13 protein-coding genes are annotated in these 15,970 nt (G+C 64.6%); 11 read left to right on the top strand and 2 right to left on the bottom strand.

Features of this window, described 5'->3' with window-relative positions; genetic code table 11:
- The first annotated feature begins 77 nt into the window (after positions 1-77).
- The gene (locus I4484_RS13115) at positions 78-341 is read left to right on the top strand and encodes an Lpp/OprI family alanine-zipper lipoprotein (RefSeq protein WP_149326529.1); all 264 of its coding nucleotides are present in this window, start codon (positions 78-80) and stop codon (positions 339-341) included.
- 146 nt (positions 342-487) lie between these two features.
- Here the strand turns inward: I4484_RS13115 and I4484_RS13110 are convergent, their stop codons facing one another.
- Together I4484_RS13110 and mfd are read right to left on the bottom strand one after the other, a co-directional pair.
- Positions 488-1,567, bottom strand: coding sequence for a L,D-transpeptidase family protein (locus tag I4484_RS13110; RefSeq protein WP_197447723.1), 1,080 nt, complete (start codon positions 1,565-1,567; stop codon positions 488-490).
- A gap of 193 nt (positions 1,568-1,760) precedes the next feature.
- Complete coding sequence (mfd, locus tag I4484_RS13105; protein ID WP_197447722.1) at positions 1,761-5,210, bottom strand: transcription-repair coupling factor; 3,450 nt, start codon at positions 5,208-5,210, stop codon at positions 1,761-1,763.
- 233 nt (positions 5,211-5,443) lie between these two features.
- Here mfd and I4484_RS13100 point away from each other — a divergent pair, with 233 nt between their 5' ends.
- The 10 genes from I4484_RS13100 to sthA all read left to right on the top strand — a co-directional run bounded on the left by I4484_RS13100 (position 5,444) and on the right by sthA (position 15,820).
- The gene (locus tag I4484_RS13100) at positions 5,444-6,907 is read left to right on the top strand and encodes a glyceraldehyde-3-phosphate dehydrogenase (RefSeq protein ID WP_197447721.1); all 1,464 of its coding nucleotides are present in this window, start codon (positions 5,444-5,446) and stop codon (positions 6,905-6,907) included.
- Positions 6,908-7,271: 364 nt separating this feature from the next.
- Positions 7,272-8,621 carry a Na(+)-translocating NADH-quinone reductase subunit A gene (locus tag I4484_RS13095; protein ID WP_197447720.1) on the top strand — a complete coding sequence of 450 codons (1,350 nt, stop codon included), beginning with the start codon at positions 7,272-7,274 and terminating at the stop codon, positions 8,619-8,621.
- The gene (locus I4484_RS13090) at positions 8,621-9,847 is read left to right on the top strand and encodes an NADH:ubiquinone reductase (Na(+)-transporting) subunit B (protein WP_197447719.1); all 1,227 of its coding nucleotides are present in this window, start codon (positions 8,621-8,623) and stop codon (positions 9,845-9,847) included. Before I4484_RS13095 ends, I4484_RS13090 begins: the two co-directional genes overlap by 1 nt.
- Complete coding sequence (locus tag I4484_RS13085) at positions 9,847-10,659, top strand: Na(+)-translocating NADH-quinone reductase subunit C (RefSeq protein WP_197447718.1); 813 nt, start codon at positions 9,847-9,849, stop codon at positions 10,657-10,659. The genes I4484_RS13090 and I4484_RS13085 overlap by 1 nt, the downstream gene beginning before the upstream one ends.
- Positions 10,660-10,670: 11 nt before the next feature.
- Complete coding sequence (locus I4484_RS13080) at positions 10,671-11,339, top strand: NADH:ubiquinone reductase (Na(+)-transporting) subunit D (RefSeq protein WP_197447717.1); 669 nt, start codon at positions 10,671-10,673, stop codon at positions 11,337-11,339.
- A gap of 1 nt (position 11,340) precedes the next feature.
- Entirely contained in the window at positions 11,341-11,958 is a 618-nt protein-coding gene (gene nqrE / locus I4484_RS13075) for an NADH:ubiquinone reductase (Na(+)-transporting) subunit E (protein WP_104201866.1), read from the top strand.
- A 68-nt stretch (positions 11,959-12,026) separates the two neighbouring features.
- Entirely contained in the window at positions 12,027-13,259 is a 1,233-nt protein-coding gene (gene nqrF, locus I4484_RS13070; RefSeq protein WP_197447716.1) for an NADH:ubiquinone reductase (Na(+)-transporting) subunit F, read from the top strand.
- On the top strand, positions 13,256-14,032 hold the full coding sequence (locus I4484_RS13065) for a hypothetical protein (protein ID WP_197447715.1): 777 nt from the start codon (positions 13,256-13,258) through the stop codon (positions 14,030-14,032). The genes nqrF and I4484_RS13065 overlap by 4 nt, the downstream gene beginning before the upstream one ends.
- 18 nt (positions 14,033-14,050) lie before the next feature.
- A complete protein-coding gene (gene nqrM / locus I4484_RS13060) occupies positions 14,051-14,317 on the top strand; it encodes a (Na+)-NQR maturation NqrM (RefSeq protein WP_197447714.1) in 267 nt (88 codons plus the stop codon).
- A gap of 114 nt (positions 14,318-14,431) precedes the next feature.
- Positions 14,432-15,820, top strand: a complete 1,389-nt coding sequence (gene sthA, locus I4484_RS13055) for a Si-specific NAD(P)(+) transhydrogenase (protein ID WP_197447713.1) — start codon at positions 14,432-14,434, stop codon at positions 15,818-15,820.
- Positions 15,821-15,970 lie beyond the last annotated feature (150 nt).

Raw genomic sequence — 15,970 nt, 5'->3', positions numbered from 1 at the left:
GGGAGCCTGGATCACAGGCAACATCAACGCCGCTGTACTAACGTGTGCAGTACCAAGGAAGACTCAAGGAGAACATCATGACTCTGAAGACCACCCTGAAGCTGACCGCCGCTGCTGCTTCTCTGGCCATCCTGGCCGGCTGTGCCAGCAACGCCGCTCTGGATGAAGTTCGCCAGACCGCTGAAGCCGCTCAGGCCGACGCTGCGGAAGCGCGCAGCATCGCCACTCAGGCTCAGAACACTGCCAACCAGGCGCAGCGTGACGCCCAGGCGGCTCTGCAGATGTCCGAGCAGAACCGCGAGGAAATGAACCGCATGTTCCAGCGCTCCATGCAGAAGTAATTCTGCCGGAGCGCCGTATCGCCTTCGGGCGATGGCGGTTCTGCAACGAGAAAACCCCGCCTCGGCGGGGTTTTCTCGTTCCGGATGGCTTGTCGATGCGGCAGGCCTCGGCGGTTGGGTCGAGCCAACGCCTGCCGCTTCCAGCGCTAGAGGTGGCTGACTTCGAGCTCCGAAAACAGCCCCGTCTGCTGGCTGACTTCCAGCTCGGAGAACAATCCCTCGTCGAGGGTCTCCTCCCGTTCCTCGGGAGCCGGCTCCTCCTCGGCGAGGCGCAGCAGCGACACCAGGCGACCGTCGGGCTGTTCCACGATCTGGCGCAGCTGGGCGTAATCGACCGGCGCGGGTTCTTCGCCGAAGGCGCCGGCCACGATCTCCATGGCGTTGAGGATCGGCTCGAAGGTGCCCTGGTTCTCCTCGAGCAGGGGAAAAGACTGCGCATAGAGCACGCCGTCGGCCGACCAGGCAACCTTGAACGGCTGGTCGATGATGTTGACCTGGGTGCCGCTGGGCACGCGCTCGTAGAGCGACTCGATGTCCTCGGGGAACATGCGGATACAGCCACGGCTGGCGCGCATGCCGACGCCATCGGGACGGTTGGTGCCATGGATCAGGTAGCTCGGCAGGCCGAGCAGGATGGCATGACGGCCCAGGGGATTGTCGGGACCCGGCGGCACCACGGCGGGGGCCGGCTCGCCGCGGGCAGCGGCTTCCTCGCGCATGGAGCGCGGTGGCGACCAGTGGGGGTCCTTCACCTTGACGGTGGTGCGGGTCACGCCTACCGGCGTGGCGAAGCCGTCGCGGCCGATACTGATGGGGTAGGTCTCGACGATGCCGGGGCGCGAATAGTAGTACAGGCGAAGCTCCGAGAGATTGACCACGATGCCTTCCCGCGGCGCGTCCGGGAGAATGAACTGGGCGGGGATCACCACTTCGGTACCGGGGCGGGGCGCCCAGATGCTGACGTCGGGGTTTGCCATGCGCATCCCCTCGTAGCCCACGTTGTGGCGGCGACCGATATCGAGCAGGGTCTCGCCTTCCTCGACGGTCACGGTATAGACCTCGCCGATCACGTTGCCTTCGTCGGGCAGGTGATAATGGCCACGGGGCAGCTCCTGAGGGGGCTCGGAGCCGTCCTCCTCGGCAAGGGTCGTGGTCGCCAGCAGGGCGGCGAGACCGAACAGGGCAGCGCCAAGACCGAGTCGCCTGGTCAATGTCGGGTTCTTCATCTACGTCGTGTTCTCGTCATAAGGTCGCTGGTCGGGGTTGCCCAAGGGAGGCGGTGCCCGCCGGGCGACGATCATACGCCTGCCGCTGGGGTGGCGTCGGGTTGGTGTCAAGGCTGCGATAAGACACATCGCATAGTATAGCGTTCCCGGTCCCGGCGGGAGTAGCGGTGCCGGATCGGGGGGCTGGCCGCCTTCAGGCGGCCTTGGCCTTGCGATTGAGGCCATCGAGCAGCTGCTCGATGGCCTGGAAGCGGGCCTCGGCGTCTTCCATCTCGCCTTTGAAGCGCAGGGTGTCGGCGCCGTCGAGCCGGTAGCGCTGCGGCTCGGCCTGGATCATCTTGACCAGCGTCAGCGGGTCGACCCGGGTCTGGCCACCGAAGATCACCCGGCCCCGCTGGGCGCCGGCCTCCAGGCGCACGATGCCCAGGCGTTCGGCGCGCTGGCGCAGGCGGGTCTGGCGCATCAGGGTCTTGACCGCGGCCGGCAGCAGGCCGAAGCGGTCGATCATCTCCACCTGCAGCTCCTTGAGCTCGGCCTCGTCGGCGGCGCTGGCGATGCGCTTGTACATCACCAGGCGCTGCTGGACGTCGGGCAGGTAGTCGTCGGGGATCAGCGCCGGCAGGTTGAGGCTGATCTCGACGCCATCGCTCAGCGGCGCTTCGATGTTGGGCGTCTTGCCGGCACGGATGGCGGCCACGGCGCGATCGAGCATCTCCATGTAGAGGGTGTAGCCGATGGCCTCCATCTGGCCGCTCTGCTCCTCGCCGAGCAGCTCGCCGGCACCGCGGATCTCCATGTCGTGGCTGGCCAGGGTGAACCCCGCGCCGAGGTCCTCGGCGGCGCCGATCGCCTCCAGGCGCTTGACGGCATCCTTGGTCATCGCCCGCGGCGGCGGGGCGAGCAGGTAGGCATAGGCCTGGTGGTGGCTCCTGCCCACGCGACCGCGCAGCTGGTGCAACTGGGCCAGGCCGAACTTGTCGGCGCGCTCGATGACAATAGTGTTGGCGCTGGGCACGTCGATGCCGGTCTCGATGATGGTGGAGCAGACCAGCACGTTGTAGCGCTTGTGGTAGAAGTCCGACATCACCCGCTCCAGGGAGCGTTCGGGGAGCTGGCCGTGGGCCACGGCGACGCGTGCCTCGGGTACCAGGGCGCGGAGACTCTCGGCGGCGGTCTCGATGGTCCTGACCTCGTTGTGCAGGTAGTAGACCTGGCCGCCGCGCAGGATTTCGCGCAGGATCGCCTCCTTGATGATCGACTCGTCGCGCTGCTGGACGAAGGTCTTCACCGATAGCCGGCGCGCCGGGGGCGTGGCGATGATCGACAGGTCGCGAATGCCGCTCATCGCCATGTTGAGCGTGCGCGGGATCGGCGTGGCGGTCATGGTGAGGATGTCGACCTCGGCGCGTAGTTCCTTGAGGCGCTCCTTCTGCGTCACGCCGAAGCGATGCTCCTCGTCGATGATCAGCAGCCCCATGTTGGGCAGCTTCATCGACTTCGACAGCAGCTTGTGGGTGCCGATGACGATGTCGGCCTGGCCGCTCTCGATGCGCTTGAGCGAATCGGCCTGCCCCTTGCCCGCGGTAAAGCGCGACACCAGCTCGATCTGCACCGCGGTGTCGGCGAAGCGGTCGCGGAAGTTCTCGAAGTGCTGTCTGGCGAGCAGGGTGGTGGGCACGAGTACCACCACTTGACGCCCCGAATGCACGGCGAGGAAGGCGGCGCGCATGGCGACCTCGGTCTTGCCGAAGCCGACGTCGCCGCACACCACGCGGTCCATGGGCCGGGGAGCGGTCATGTCGCCGATCACCGCGCTGATGGCGGCGCGCTGGTCGGGCGTCTCCTCGAACGGGAAGCTGGCGGCGAAGCGGGCATACTCCTCGTCGGGCGGGGCGCAGGCGAAGCCTTCCCGCGCCTCGCGGCGGGCATAGACGTCGAGCAATTCGGCGGCGGTGTCGCGAATCTTCTCGGCCGCCTTGCGGCGCGCCTTGTCCCACTGCTCGGAGCCCAGGCGATGCAGGGGGGCCAGCTCGTCGTCGGCACCGGCGTAGCGCGAGATCAGGTGCAGGTTGTCCACCGGAACGTAGAGTCTGGCACCGTCGGCGTACTCGAGTGCGACGAACTCCGCAGCCTGGCCGCCGGCCTCCAGGCGTTCGAGGCCGCGGTAGCGGCCGACGCCGTGGGTCTGGTGCACCACCGGGGCGCCCGGGCGCAGCTCGGCCAGGTGGCGAATGGCCAGTTCGCCCATGTCGGTGGCCTTCTCGCGGCGACGGCTCTGGCGCACCACGTCACCGAACAGCTCGGTCTCGGTGATCACGGCGATGTCGGGCTGCTCCAGCCATAGCCCGGCGCCGACCTCGCCCTCGGTGATGGCCAGGCGCGAGTCGCCCTGGCGGAAGGCGTCGAATCCCTCGACATGGGGCAGCTCGAGGTGCAGCGGGGCCAGCAGCTCCTCCAGTGCCTCGCGTCGGCCGCGCGATTCGGCGACGAACAGCACCCGCGTGCCAGCGTGCTCGTCGACGAATCGTCTCAGCGCCGCCAGAGGCTGCTTGGCGCGGGCATTGATGGTCGCCTCCGGCAGCGCGCGTGCGGCCACGGCATGGGCGTGGCGATGCTCGGGGTCCTCGGTCAGTTCCACTCGCGGGTGACGCTTGATGGCGGCGAATACCTCGGCGACGGGAAGGAAGGCGCGGTGGGGCGGCAGCAGCGGCCGGGTGGGGTCGACGCCGAGATTCTCGTAGCGGCTCTCGATGGCCGCCCAATGGTGTTCGGCGGCGGCGAAGACGTCGGGCAGCAGCGCCACGCGGGTACCGTCGGCAAGGTGATCGAACAGCGTGGCCGTCTCCTCGAAGAACAGCGGCAGGTACTGTTCCAGGCCGGGAGAGGGAATGCCCTTCAGGGCATCGACGTACAGCGGGCATTGGCGCGGGTCGACGTCGAACAGGGTCTCGAAGCCCTCGCGGAAACAGGCGATGGCGCTGCGTGACAGCGAGTACTCGTGGGCCGGCAGCAGCTCCATGCGCTCGACCTTGTCCTGGCTGCGCTGGGTATCGGGGTCGAAGCGCCGCAGGGTGTCGATCTCGTCGTCGAACAGGTCGATGCGCAGCGGGCTCTCGCTGCCCATGGGATAGAGGTCGATCAGGGCGCCACGCAGCGCGTACTCACCCGGCTCGTAGACCGTTTCCACGGCGCGGTAGCCGGCGCGCGAGAGACTCTCGCGAAAGCCCTCGCGATCCAGCCGCATGCCCACCTCGAGGGTGAGCACGCGCCCGGCGATGTAGTCGACCGGTGGCAGCCGCTGCATCAGGGTATTGATCGGTACCAGCACGATGCCGTGCTCGCCGTCCTGGAGCCGGCGCAGGGTTCGCAGCCGTTCCGAGACGATGTCCTGGTGCGGCGAGAAGCTGTCGTAGGGCAGGGTTTCCCAGTCGGGAAAGGGGAGTACCGGCACACTGGCATAGAAGCGCAGGTCGTTCTCCAGCCGCTGCGCGCTGGCGGTGTCCGGCGTGACGACCAGCAGCGGCGCGTCGCCGGCGAGGTGGGCCAGCGCCAGGGCAGCCGCGCTGCCCGGCGGGGTCTGCCAGTAGAGGGTATCGCGAGTCCCCGCTGGTCGGGGCGGATCGAGCGGCGAGAGTTTGGGCATGATGTCGTCGGGCGTTCCGTCATTCGTGTGGGCAGGCCGTCAGGCCGTTCGCAAATGCCTGGCTGAGAGCAGCAACAGGAGCAAAGGGGGATCATACCAGCCCGATACGGCGCTTGTAGTCAAGCCGCGATTCCTGTAATCCCCCTACACCGCCTGCGACCATCCTGCGATTGCCCCAGCGAAACGCGGACGGGATAATGAGCCGGAATTTTCGATTATCAGAGAGGCTTCACGTGAGTCAGCAACCCCTCGAGACCGTCTTCCAGGAATGGCACGACAATCAGGCCCTTGCCGAACAGATGATCCCGCTGATCGGCAGCCTCTATCGCCACAACAACGTGGTCACCACCCTCTATGGGCGCTCGCTGTTCAACCGCTCGGTGATCCGTATCCTGAAGGACCACCGTTTCGTCAGGAAGGTCGAGGGTACCGAACTCTCGGTGCAGGACACCCTGCCCCTGGTCCAGGCCATGACCGAGCTAAACCTGGGGCCGGCTCACGTCGACGTGGGCAAGCTGGGCGTGGCCTTCAAGAAGCGCGGCGGCGGTGATGCCAAGGCCTTCCTGCGCGAAGAGCTCGCCGAGATCGTCGATGCCCACGACCCCAACGGCAACAACGGCCAGTCCAAGGACGTGGTGCTCTACGGTTTCGGCCGCATCGGCCGCCTGCTGGCGCGAGTGCTGGTGGAGAAGGCCGGCGGCGGCAACCTGCTGCGCCTGCGTGCCATCGTCGTGCGCGGCCGGGGCGACATCGCCAAGGACCTGGAGAAGCGGGCGAGCCTGCTGCGCCGCGACTCGGTCCACGGCCCGTTCGACGGCACCATCAGCGTCGACTACGAGGCCCGCACGATCACCGCCAATGGCAACGTGATCCAGATGATCTACGCCGACAAGCCGAGCGACGTCGATTACACCGCCTACGGCATCGACAACGCCGTGGTGGTCGACAACACCGGCATCTGGCGCGACGAGGCGGGCCTCGGCCAGCACCTCGAGTGCAAGGGCGTGTCCAAGGCACTGCTCACCGCGCCGGGCAAGGGCGACATCAAGAACATCGTCTTCGGCATCAACCATGGCGATATCGCCGAGGACGACACCATCCTGTCGGCGGCCTCCTGTACCACCAACGCCATCGTGCCGGTGCTCAAGGTGCTCAACGACGAGTACGGCATCGAGTGCGGTCACGTCGAGACGGTACACGCCTATACCAACGACCAGAACCTGATCGACAACTACCACAAGGGCGATCGCCGCGGCCGCAGCGCACCGCTCAACATGGTGTTGACCGAGACCGGGGCGGCCAAGGCGGTGGCCAAGGCGCTGCCGGAGCTCTCCGGCAAGCTGACCGGCAACGCCATCCGCGTGCCGATCCCCAACGTCTCCATGGCCATCCTCAACCTGACCCTGGGCCGCGAGACCGATGCCGGGGCGCTCAACGACTATCTGCGCCGCATGTCGACCGATTCCTCCTACCAGAAGCAGATCGACTATGTCGATTCACCCGAGGTGGTGTCGTCCGACTTCGTCGGCAACCGCCATGCCGGGATCGTCGACGCCAAGGCGACCATTGCCAGCGGCCGGCAGGCGGTGCTCTACGTCTGGTACGACAACGAGTTCGGCTACAGCTGTCAGGTGGTGCGCATCCTGCAGCACATCTCCAACGTGCGTTTCCTCAAGCTGCCGCGCGTCCAGCCCTGAGCCCTGTCGGCGCATACCCGATCGCGCGGGTCGGGATTACCTGACCCGCGTCACTGATCCGTCACTCCGGGCGGCGCTTTCGGGGCGCCGCCCCGGCTCTTCAGGACAGACGAAAAGCCCTGAAACGAGCGTCTTTCAACGCCTATTGAACCCTTTCGAAGCCAAGCGTAGAGCGGTTTTGTGCCCCCTTTTGCGACCTTAGGCCGTGTGGTCTTTGGTCGCGCTTGTCTTTATAATGCTGTGGATTTTTTCGGGGTGGCCCGAATTTCCTCGGGCCTGACTGGTAACGTACTGACTCAACAAGAATTCGAATCCATTCGAACCCCTTTCCTTCGCATTTCCGATCCATCAACTGGGCGAGACTATGATCGAAGTCAAGAAAGGCCTGGATCTCCCCATCATGGGGACGCCCGAGCCGCGCATCGAGGATGCGCGACCCGTGCGTCACGTGGCTGTCCTGGGCACCGACTACGTCGGCATGAAGCCGACCATGGAGGTCCGGGAAGGGGACAAGGTGAAACTGGGCCAACTCCTCTTCACCGACAAGAAGAACCCCGGCGTGCGCTTCACGGCACCGGCTGCCGGCGAAGTCGTCGCCATCAACCGTGGCGAGAAGCGCAAGCTGCTCTCGGTCGTGATCCAGGTCGACGAGAACGAAGAAGCGGTCGAGTTTACGGCCCTCGGGCGTGATGGGCTAGAATCCCTCGAACGCCAGCGCATCGTCGACCAGCTGGTCGAGTCGGGGCTGTGGACGGCACTTCGCACCCGCCCCTTCTCGCGCAGCCCGGCCATCGACAGCGAGCCGGCCGATATCTTCGTCACCGCGATCGACACTCACCCGCTGAGCGCCGACCCCGCCATCATCATCAACGAGCAACCCGAGGCCTTCGAAGACGGGCTCAAGGTGCTGTCGAGTCTAACCCAGGGCAAGGTCTTCCTGTGTACTGCGCCCGACGCACGGATTCCCGGCGGCGACGTGGCAGGCGTTCAGGTCGAGACCTTCGGCGGCCCGCATCCGGCCGGCCTGGTCGGTACGCATATTCACTACCTGTCGCCGGTCGCCCTGCACAAGCGTGTCTGGCACATCGGCTACCAGGACGTGATCGCCTTCGGCAAGCTCTTCGCCGAGGGCAGGCTCGACATGTCACGGGTCGTCGCCGTGGGCGGGCCGCGCGCTGAGAAGCCGCGCCTGCTGCGCACGCGCATCGGTGCCAGCACCGGGGAACTGTTGGCGGGGGAAATCCTCCAACCCGAAGACACGCGCGTGATCTCCGGGTCAGTGTTCTCGGGGTTCACCGCGGAGGGCAGCCTGCGCTACCTGGGCCGCTTCCACAATCAGTTCACTCTGCTCGAGGAGGGCAACAAGCGAGCCTTCCTGGGCTGGCTGTCGCCGGGCAACAACCGTCATTCTGTGCTGGGGATCTACCTGTCGAAGTTCAAGGGGCTCTCCAACTACGCGCCCAACACCTCCACCAACGGCTCCGAGCGGGCCATGGTGCCGGTAGGTGTCTACGAGGAAGTGATGCCGTTGGATATTCTGCCGACCCAGCTGCTGCGCACGCTGATCGTCGGAGACATCGAGGCGGCCATGCAGCTTGGGTGTCTGGAGCTGGATGAAGAGGACCTGGCGCTGTGCACCTATGTGTGCCCGGGCAAGTACGAGTACGGTCCCATCCTGCGTGACAACCTCACCATGATCGAGAAAGAGGCCTGATGATGGGTATCCGACAGACGCTCGACAATCTCGAACCGCACTTCCACAAGGGTGGCAAGTACGAGAAGTGGTACCCGCTCTTCGAAGCGGTCGATACCATCTTCTACTCTCCGCCCAGCGTCACCAAGACCACGGCCCACGTGCGCGACGGTATCGACCTCAAGCGCATCATGATCACCGTGTGGCTGTGTACCTTCCCGGCCATGTTCTTCGGCATGTGGAACGCCGGCTGGTTGGCCAACAGTGCCATTGCCGACGGTTATGCCTCCATGGACGGCTGGCGCGAAGCCATCCTGATGGTGTTCGCCTCGGGCCATGATCCCGACAGCCTGTGGGCCAACTTCGTGCTCGGCGCCACTTATTTCCTGCCGATCTACCTGGTGACCTTCGTGGTCGGTGGCTTCTGGGAGGTTCTGTTCGCCGTCAAGCGGGGCCATGAGGTCAACGAGGGCTTCTTCGTCACCTCCGTGCTCTATGCCCTGATCCTGCCGGCCACCATCCCGCTGTGGCAGGTGGCGCTGGGCATCACCTTCGGCGTGGTGATCGGCAAGGAGATCTTCGGCGGCACCGGCAAGAACTTCCTCAACCCGGCGCTGACCGGCCGTGCTTTCCTCTACTTCGCCTACCCGGCGCAGATCTCGGGCGACGCGGTGTGGGTGGCGGCCGACGGTTACACCGGTGCGACCCCGCTCTCCATCGCCTTCCAGGAGGGCATGGCGGAGCTGAGCTCACAGTACAGCTGGTGGGATGCCTTCATCGGTTACCTGCCGGGCTCCGTCGGTGAGGTGTCGACGCTGGCCATCTTCCTGGGTGCGGCGGTGCTGCTGTGGACCAAGATCGCCTCCTGGCGAATCATGCTTGGCTGTCTGCTCGGCATGGTCGGGACCAGCCTGCTGTTCAACCTGGTCGGCTCCGAGAGCAACCCGATGTTCGCCATGCCGTGGTACTGGCACCTGGTCATCGGTGGCTTCGCCTTCGGCATGGTGTTCATGGCCACCGACCCGGTGTCCGCCTCGATGACCAATCCGGGCCGCCTGATCTTCGGCATCCTCATCGGCGTGATGACCGTGCTGATCCGCGTGGTCAACCCGGCGTTCCCCGAGGGCATCATGCTGGCGATCCTGTTCGCCAACCTGTTCGCACCGCTGATCGATCACTTCTTTGTTCAGGCCAACATCAAGCGCCGCATGCGGCGTGTCGGTGCACCGGCCGAGGAGACTGCCTGATGGCACAGAGCAATAACTCCATCAAGAAGATCCTCACGGTGGCGTTCGCACTCTGTATCGTGTGTTCGGTCATCGTGTCCACCGCAGCGGTGGCGCTGCGACCCAAGCAACAGCTCAACCAGGAGCTCGACCGCAAGACCAACATCCTCAGCGTGGCCAACCTGTACGAGCCGGGCATGGACGTGGAGGCGGCCTTCGGCGAGGTGACCCCGCGCGTGGTGGACATGCGTACCGGGGAGTACACCGACGAGTTCGACCCCGAGACCTTCGACCACTTCCAGGCCGCACGTGACCCGGCCACGGGGCGTACCCTATCGGGGGATCGTGACATCGCCGGCCTGAGCCGCGTCGAGAACTACGCCACCGTCTATCTGGTCGGTGACCCCGAGGATCCGGACCAGATCATCCTGCCGATCCGTGGCCAGGGCTTGTGGGGGCTGATGCGCGGCTTCATGTCGGTGGAAGGTGACGGCAACACCATCGTCGGCATCACCTACTACGAGCACGCCGAGACCCCGGGGCTGGGCGCCGAGGTCAACAATCCGCGCTGGCAGGCTCAGTGGGAAGGCAAGAAGATCTTCGCCAGCGAGGATGATGTCACGCCCGCCATTCACCTGACCAAGGGTGGCGCCGACGACGAGACCGAGATCGATGCGTTGTCCGGCGCCACGTTGACCAGTAACGGCGTCACCAACATGCTGCAGTTCTGGCTGAGCCCGGAGGGCTTCGGTGAGTACCTGGCGCGGTTCCGCCAGGGAATCGACCCGGAGGAAGCTCAGGAAGCCGACGTCGAACTCGAAGCTGAAGCTTAAGGAGCCTGAAAATGTCCGCTGTGACTCCCAAGGGCGTCCTGACGACCCCGATCTTCAATAACAACCCCATCGCCCTGCAGGTACTCGGTATCTGCTCGGCGCTGGCGGTGACGACCAGCATGAGCGTCTCGCTGGTCATGGCGCTGGCCGTGATCTCGGTAACGGCGTTCTCCAACCTGTTCGTATCGCTGATTCGCCATCACATTCCGTCATCGATCCGTATCATCGTGCAGATGACCATCATCGCCTCGCTGGTGATCGTGGTGGATCAGGTGCTCAAGGCGTTCGCCTACGAGATGTCCAAGCAGCTCTCGGTGTTCGTCGGCCTGATCATCACCAACTGCATCGTGATGGGGCGTGCCGAAGGCTTTGCCATGCAGAACAGCCCGGGCCTGTCGTTCCTGGATGGTATCGGCAACGGTTTGGGCTACGGCTTCATCCTGATGACCGTCGGCTTCGTTCGCGAGCTGCTCGGTTCCGGCAGCGTGTTCGGCTTCACCATCCTGCCGACCGTGCAGGACGGCGGTTGGTACGTGCCCAACGGCCTGCTGCTGCTGCCGCCATCGGCGTTCTTCATCATCGGCTTGATCATCTGGGCGCTGCGCTCTACCCATCCGGAGCAGGTCGAGGCGAATGAGTTCAAGATGAAGGAAAACACCCAGCCGAAGGAGGCCGTGTAACATGGAGCACTATATCAGCCTGTTCGTCGCCTCGGTCTTCGTCGAGAACCTGGCGCTGGCGTTCTTCCTTGGCATGTGTACCTTCCTGGCGGTATCCAAGAAGGTCTCGGCGGCCATCGGCCTCGGTATCGCGGTGATCGTGGTGCTGACCATCTCCGTGCCGGTCAACAACGTCATCTACAACGCTCTGCTGGCAGAGGGCGCGCTGACCTGGACGGGGATCGAAGGCGCCGAGAACATCGACCTGTCGTTCCTGGGCCTGCTCTCCTATATCGGCGTCATCGCCGCGCTGGTGCAGATCCTCGAGATGTTCCTCGACAAGTACGTGCCGGCGCTCTACAACGCACTGGGCGTGTTCCTGCCGCTGATCACCGTGAACTGCGCCATCCTCGGGGGCGTGCTGTTCATGGTCGAGCGTAACTATGGCTTCGGCGAATCCGTGGTCTACGGCCTGGGCTCCGGCGTCGGCTGGGCGCTGGCGATCACTGCCCTGGCGGGGATTCGCGAGCGGCTCAAGTACAGTGACGTGCCGGCCGGCCTGCAGGGCCTGGGCATCACCTTCATCACGGTGGGATTGATGTCGCTGGGCTTCATGTCCTTCTCGGGCATCCAGCTCTGAGTCCGGGCGCATTTCCGGCGGCGTTCGCGCCGCCGGGAAACAGGTTACACAGCAAATAGGAAACCGACATGGTTGGAACATCTATCATCTTGCTCGGTGTGTTCATGTTCACCGTGGTCGTCATCGGCCTCGTCGTGGTGATCCTGGCGGCCCGCAGCAAGCTCGTCAGCACCGGCGACGTTTCCATCGAGATCAACGGCGACCCGGAACACACCATTACCACCCAGGCCGGTGGCAAGCTGCTCAACACGCTGGCGGCCAACGGCATCTTCCTCTCCTCCGCTTGCGGTGGCGGCGGCTCATGCGCCCAGTGCAAGTGCCGGGTGGAAGAGGGCGGCGGCTCGATCCTGCCGACCGAAGAGTCCCACTTCACCCTGCGCGAAAAGAAGGAGGGCTGGCGGCTCTCCTGCCAGGTACCGGTGAAGCAGGACATGAAGATCGAGGTGCCCGAGGAGGTCTTCGGCGTCAAGAAGTGGGAGTGCGAGGTCATCGGCAATCCCAACGTCGCCACCTTCATCAAGGAGCTCAACCTCAAGCTGCCCGAAGGCGAGAACGTCGATTTCCGCGCCGGCGGCTACGTCCAGCTGGTCGCACCGCCCTACGACATCAAGTTCTCCGACTTCGATATCGAGGAGGAGTACCGTGGCGACTGGGAGAAATTCGACCTGTTCAAGATCTCCCACAAGAACACCGAGGAAGTCATCCGCGCCTACTCCATGGCGAACTATCCGGAAGAGAAGGGCATCCTCAAGTTCAACATTCGTATCGCCACGCCGCCTCCCGGTACCAATCATCCGCCAGGCTTGATGTCGACCTATGTCTTCAGCCTGAAGCCGGGCGACAAGGTGACCGTGATGGGCCCCTTCGGCGAATTCTTTGCCAAGGATACCGACGCCGAGATGATCTTCGTCGGCGGTGGTGCGGGTATGGCTCCCATGCGCAGCCATATCTTCGACCAGCTCAAGCGCCTCAAGAGCCAGCGCAAGATCTCGTTCTGGTACGGTGCGCGCTCCTGGCGCGAGACCTTCTACAACGACGAGTACGACCAGCTGGCCGAGGAGTTCCCCAACTTCGAATGGCACCTGGCCCTGTCCGACCCGCTGCCCGAGGACAACTGGACCGGTCCCACCGGGTTCATCCACAACGTGCTGTACGAGAACTACCTCAAGGACCATCCGGCCCCCGAGGATTGCGAGTACTACATGTGTGGGCCGCCCATGATGAACGCCTCCGTGATCAAGATGCTGCTCGATCTGGGCGTCGAACCCGAGAACATCCTGCTGGACGACTTTGGCGGATGATCCCCTTCGCCCTCGGGCGACACACCGGGCTGGCCCTCAGTGGGCCGGCCCGGCTCCTTCTTCCGGTTCTGATGGTCCTGGTGCTCAGCGCTTGCCGTGACCAGTCCGACGAGCATCTCATCCAGGGCACGGCCCTGGGAACGGGTTACCACATCACCCTGTATGCCGACCTCGACCAGACGCAGGTCGCCGCGCTCGAGGCCGGCATACAAGGTGAAATGGCAACACTCGAACGCCAGCGAAGCGTCTTTACCCACGCGCTGGCTACGGCCTTTCGCCGCTTCTGGATAGCTACACCGGGCCTGCAGCACGAAGTGGATCGCCAGACGCATGTGCTTGCCGTCGACCGGTTGGTGCAATGGCTTGAGGAGCATCGTCCGGCCCCGGCCGCCGTGCTGGTCGAGCTGGGGGGTGTGCTGCGCGCCCAGGGGGAGTCGCCCGACGGGGGCTGGCGCCTGTCGCTCGAGCTGGCGGGGCTGCCCGGCCCCGATGGCGCACGACACCTGCGTCTCCGGAATGCCGCACTGGTGCATCGCTTTGCGCGGCAGGAGCGGGTGCCGCTGCTCACGTTGACGACCCCGCTGGCGGTGAGCGTCATCGCGCCGAGCGCCAGTGAGGCCATGCACCAGGCCAGCCGGCTGATGCAGGCCGATCCCGAGCATGCGCTGGCGCTGGCCGAGAGCATGGATAGTGCCGCCAGGGTCGTTGTCAAGACACCACAGGGTATCGAAATTCAACATACCGCGGCCCTCGAGCCTTGGCTCGAGCCCTAGCCGCCTGGAGGATGAGCAATGAGCACTTTTCTCGTCGTATTGGGATTCATGCTGCTGATCATGGCGGCCATGGCCATCGGCGTGATCATGGGGCGCAAGCCCATCGCCGGTTCCTGTGGCGGGCTCAACAAGCTGGGCCTCAAGGAGGGTTGCGACATCTGCGGTGGCAAGGACGAGGTGTGCGAAGAGGAAAACCGCAAGCGCAAGGGTGAGTCGGTCAGTGCGCGCCGTTCGAGCGACGAGAGTCGTGGCGCCGACCTCGGCTACGATGCCACTCGCCGTTAACGGCCTCGGATTCTGTCGATCGCCGGATCAGGCATCGCTCGAGATACCGTGTTGCAGCCGTAGCCCCGGAAGCCGAGAACCAACATCGACAAGGCAAAGGAGACGCAACAGCCCATGGCAGTCCATAACTACGACGTGGTGGTGATCGGTACCGGACCCGCCGGCGAGAGCGCCGCCATCAACGCCGCCAAGCACGGCAAGCGGGTGGCGGTCGTGGAGAAGCAGCCGGTCCTGGGGGGCAACTGCACCCACTGGGGGACCATCCCCTCCAAGGCGCTGCGCCACCAGGTGAAGCAGATCATGCAGTTCAATACCAACCGCATGTTCCGCGACATCGGCGAGCCACGCTGGTTCTCCTTTCCCAGGGTCATGGAACGCTCGCGTATCACCATTGATCAGCAGGTCGAGATGCGTACCAAGTTCTATGCCCGCAATCGCATCGATCTGTTCAGCGGGGTGGCTCGCTTCAAGGATGAGCACACCCTGCTGGTGCGCGACCAGGAGGCGCTGGAGGAACTGGTGGCGCAGAAGATCATCATCGCCACCGGCTCGCGTCCGTACCGGCCCGCGGACATCAATTTCCGCCATCCGCGCATCTACGACTCCGATGGCATTCTCAGTCTCTCCCACACGCCGCGCACGCTGGTCATTTTCGGTGCTGGCGTGATCGGCTGCGAATACGCCTCGATCTTTTCGGGGCTTGGCGTCAAGGTGGACCTGATCAACAGCCGCGACCGCTTGCTCTCGTTTCTCGACGACGAGATCAGCGATGCGCTTTCCTACCACCTCCGCAAGCATGGCGTGCTGATCCGCCACAATGAAGAGTACGAGCGGGTCGAGGGCGACGAGTCGGGGGTGGTGGTCTACCTCAAGTCGGGCAAGAAACTGCGTGCCGACGCCTTCCTGTGGGCCAACGGCCGCACCGGCAATACCGATGAACTTGGCCTGGAGAACATCGGCCTCGAAGCCAACGGGCGCGGCCAGCTCCAGGTCGACGACCATTACCGTACCGCCATCCCGCATATCTATGCCGCCGGTGACGTGATCGGCTGGCCGAGTCTGGCGAGCGCCGCTTACGACCAGGGGCTCAACGCCTGCGACGAATTGCTCGAGCGCGACTATCGCTTCGTCAATGAGGTGCCGACGGGCATCTACACCATTCCCGAGATCAGCTCATTCGGGCGGACCGAGCGTGAGCTCACCGAAGCCAAGGTGCCCTACGAGGTGGCGCAGGCCTTCTTCAAGGATACCGCTCGTGCCCAGATCACCGGCGATACGGTGGGCATGCTCAAGATCCTGTTTCATCAGGACACCCTGGAGATCTTCGGGATCCACTGCTTTGGCGACCAGGCCTCGGAGATTGTCCACATCGGCCAGGCGATCATGCAGCAGAACGGCGAAGCCAATACCCTCAAGTACTTCGTCAACACCACCTTCAACTATCCTACCATGGCCGAGGCCTACCGGGTGGCGGCACAGAATGGGCTGAACCGGGTGTTCTGACTCTTCCGTCCCGCTCCAGGCCCCTCTGCTTCCACGTGCCGGTCGCCGTAACCGGCACGTGTACCTACCGTCATGGGCCACCCTGCAACGCCCAAGGAAGCGTTTCCCACGCTGACACCCGGCCAGTACGCCACCGCTCTAGGGGCATAG

Origin of the sequence: Halomonas sp. SS10-MC5, from assembly GCF_015992245.1 — a bacterium.
Taxonomy (GTDB): Bacteria; Pseudomonadota; Gammaproteobacteria; order Pseudomonadales; family Halomonadaceae; genus Halomonas; species Halomonas sulfidoxydans.
The sequence above is the reverse complement of the archived record's forward strand: the minus strand, read 5'-3'. Positions and strand labels throughout refer to the sequence as shown.

Bases quoted from the DNA above. Each gene is read 5' to 3' on its own strand.
- mfd (WP_197447722.1), bottom strand. From the start codon at position 5,210: ATGCCCAAACTCTCGCCGCTCGATCCGCCCCGACCAGCGGGGACTCGC.
- I4484_RS13085 (WP_197447718.1), top strand. From the start codon at position 9,847: ATGGCACAGAGCAATAACTCCATCAAGAAGATCCTCACGGTGGCGTTC.
- I4484_RS13090 (WP_197447719.1), top strand. From the start codon at position 8,621: ATGATGGGTATCCGACAGACGCTCGACAATCTCGAACCGCACTTCCAC.
- I4484_RS13110 (WP_197447723.1), bottom strand. From the start codon at position 1,567: ATGAAGAACCCGACATTGACCAGGCGACTCGGTCTTGGCGCTGCCCTG.
- I4484_RS13065 (WP_197447715.1), top strand. From the start codon at position 13,256: ATGATCCCCTTCGCCCTCGGGCGACACACCGGGCTGGCCCTCAGTGGG.
- I4484_RS13080 (WP_197447717.1), top strand. From the start codon at position 10,671: ATGTCCGCTGTGACTCCCAAGGGCGTCCTGACGACCCCGATCTTCAAT.
- nqrE (WP_104201866.1), top strand. From the start codon at position 11,341: ATGGAGCACTATATCAGCCTGTTCGTCGCCTCGGTCTTCGTCGAGAAC.
- sthA (WP_197447713.1), top strand. From the start codon at position 14,432: ATGGCAGTCCATAACTACGACGTGGTGGTGATCGGTACCGGACCCGCC.
- I4484_RS13095 (WP_197447720.1), top strand. From the start codon at position 7,272: ATGATCGAAGTCAAGAAAGGCCTGGATCTCCCCATCATGGGGACGCCC.
- nqrF (WP_197447716.1), top strand. From the start codon at position 12,027: ATGGTTGGAACATCTATCATCTTGCTCGGTGTGTTCATGTTCACCGTG.
- I4484_RS13115 (WP_149326529.1), top strand. From the start codon at position 78: ATGACTCTGAAGACCACCCTGAAGCTGACCGCCGCTGCTGCTTCTCTG.
- nqrM (WP_197447714.1), top strand. From the start codon at position 14,051: ATGAGCACTTTTCTCGTCGTATTGGGATTCATGCTGCTGATCATGGCG.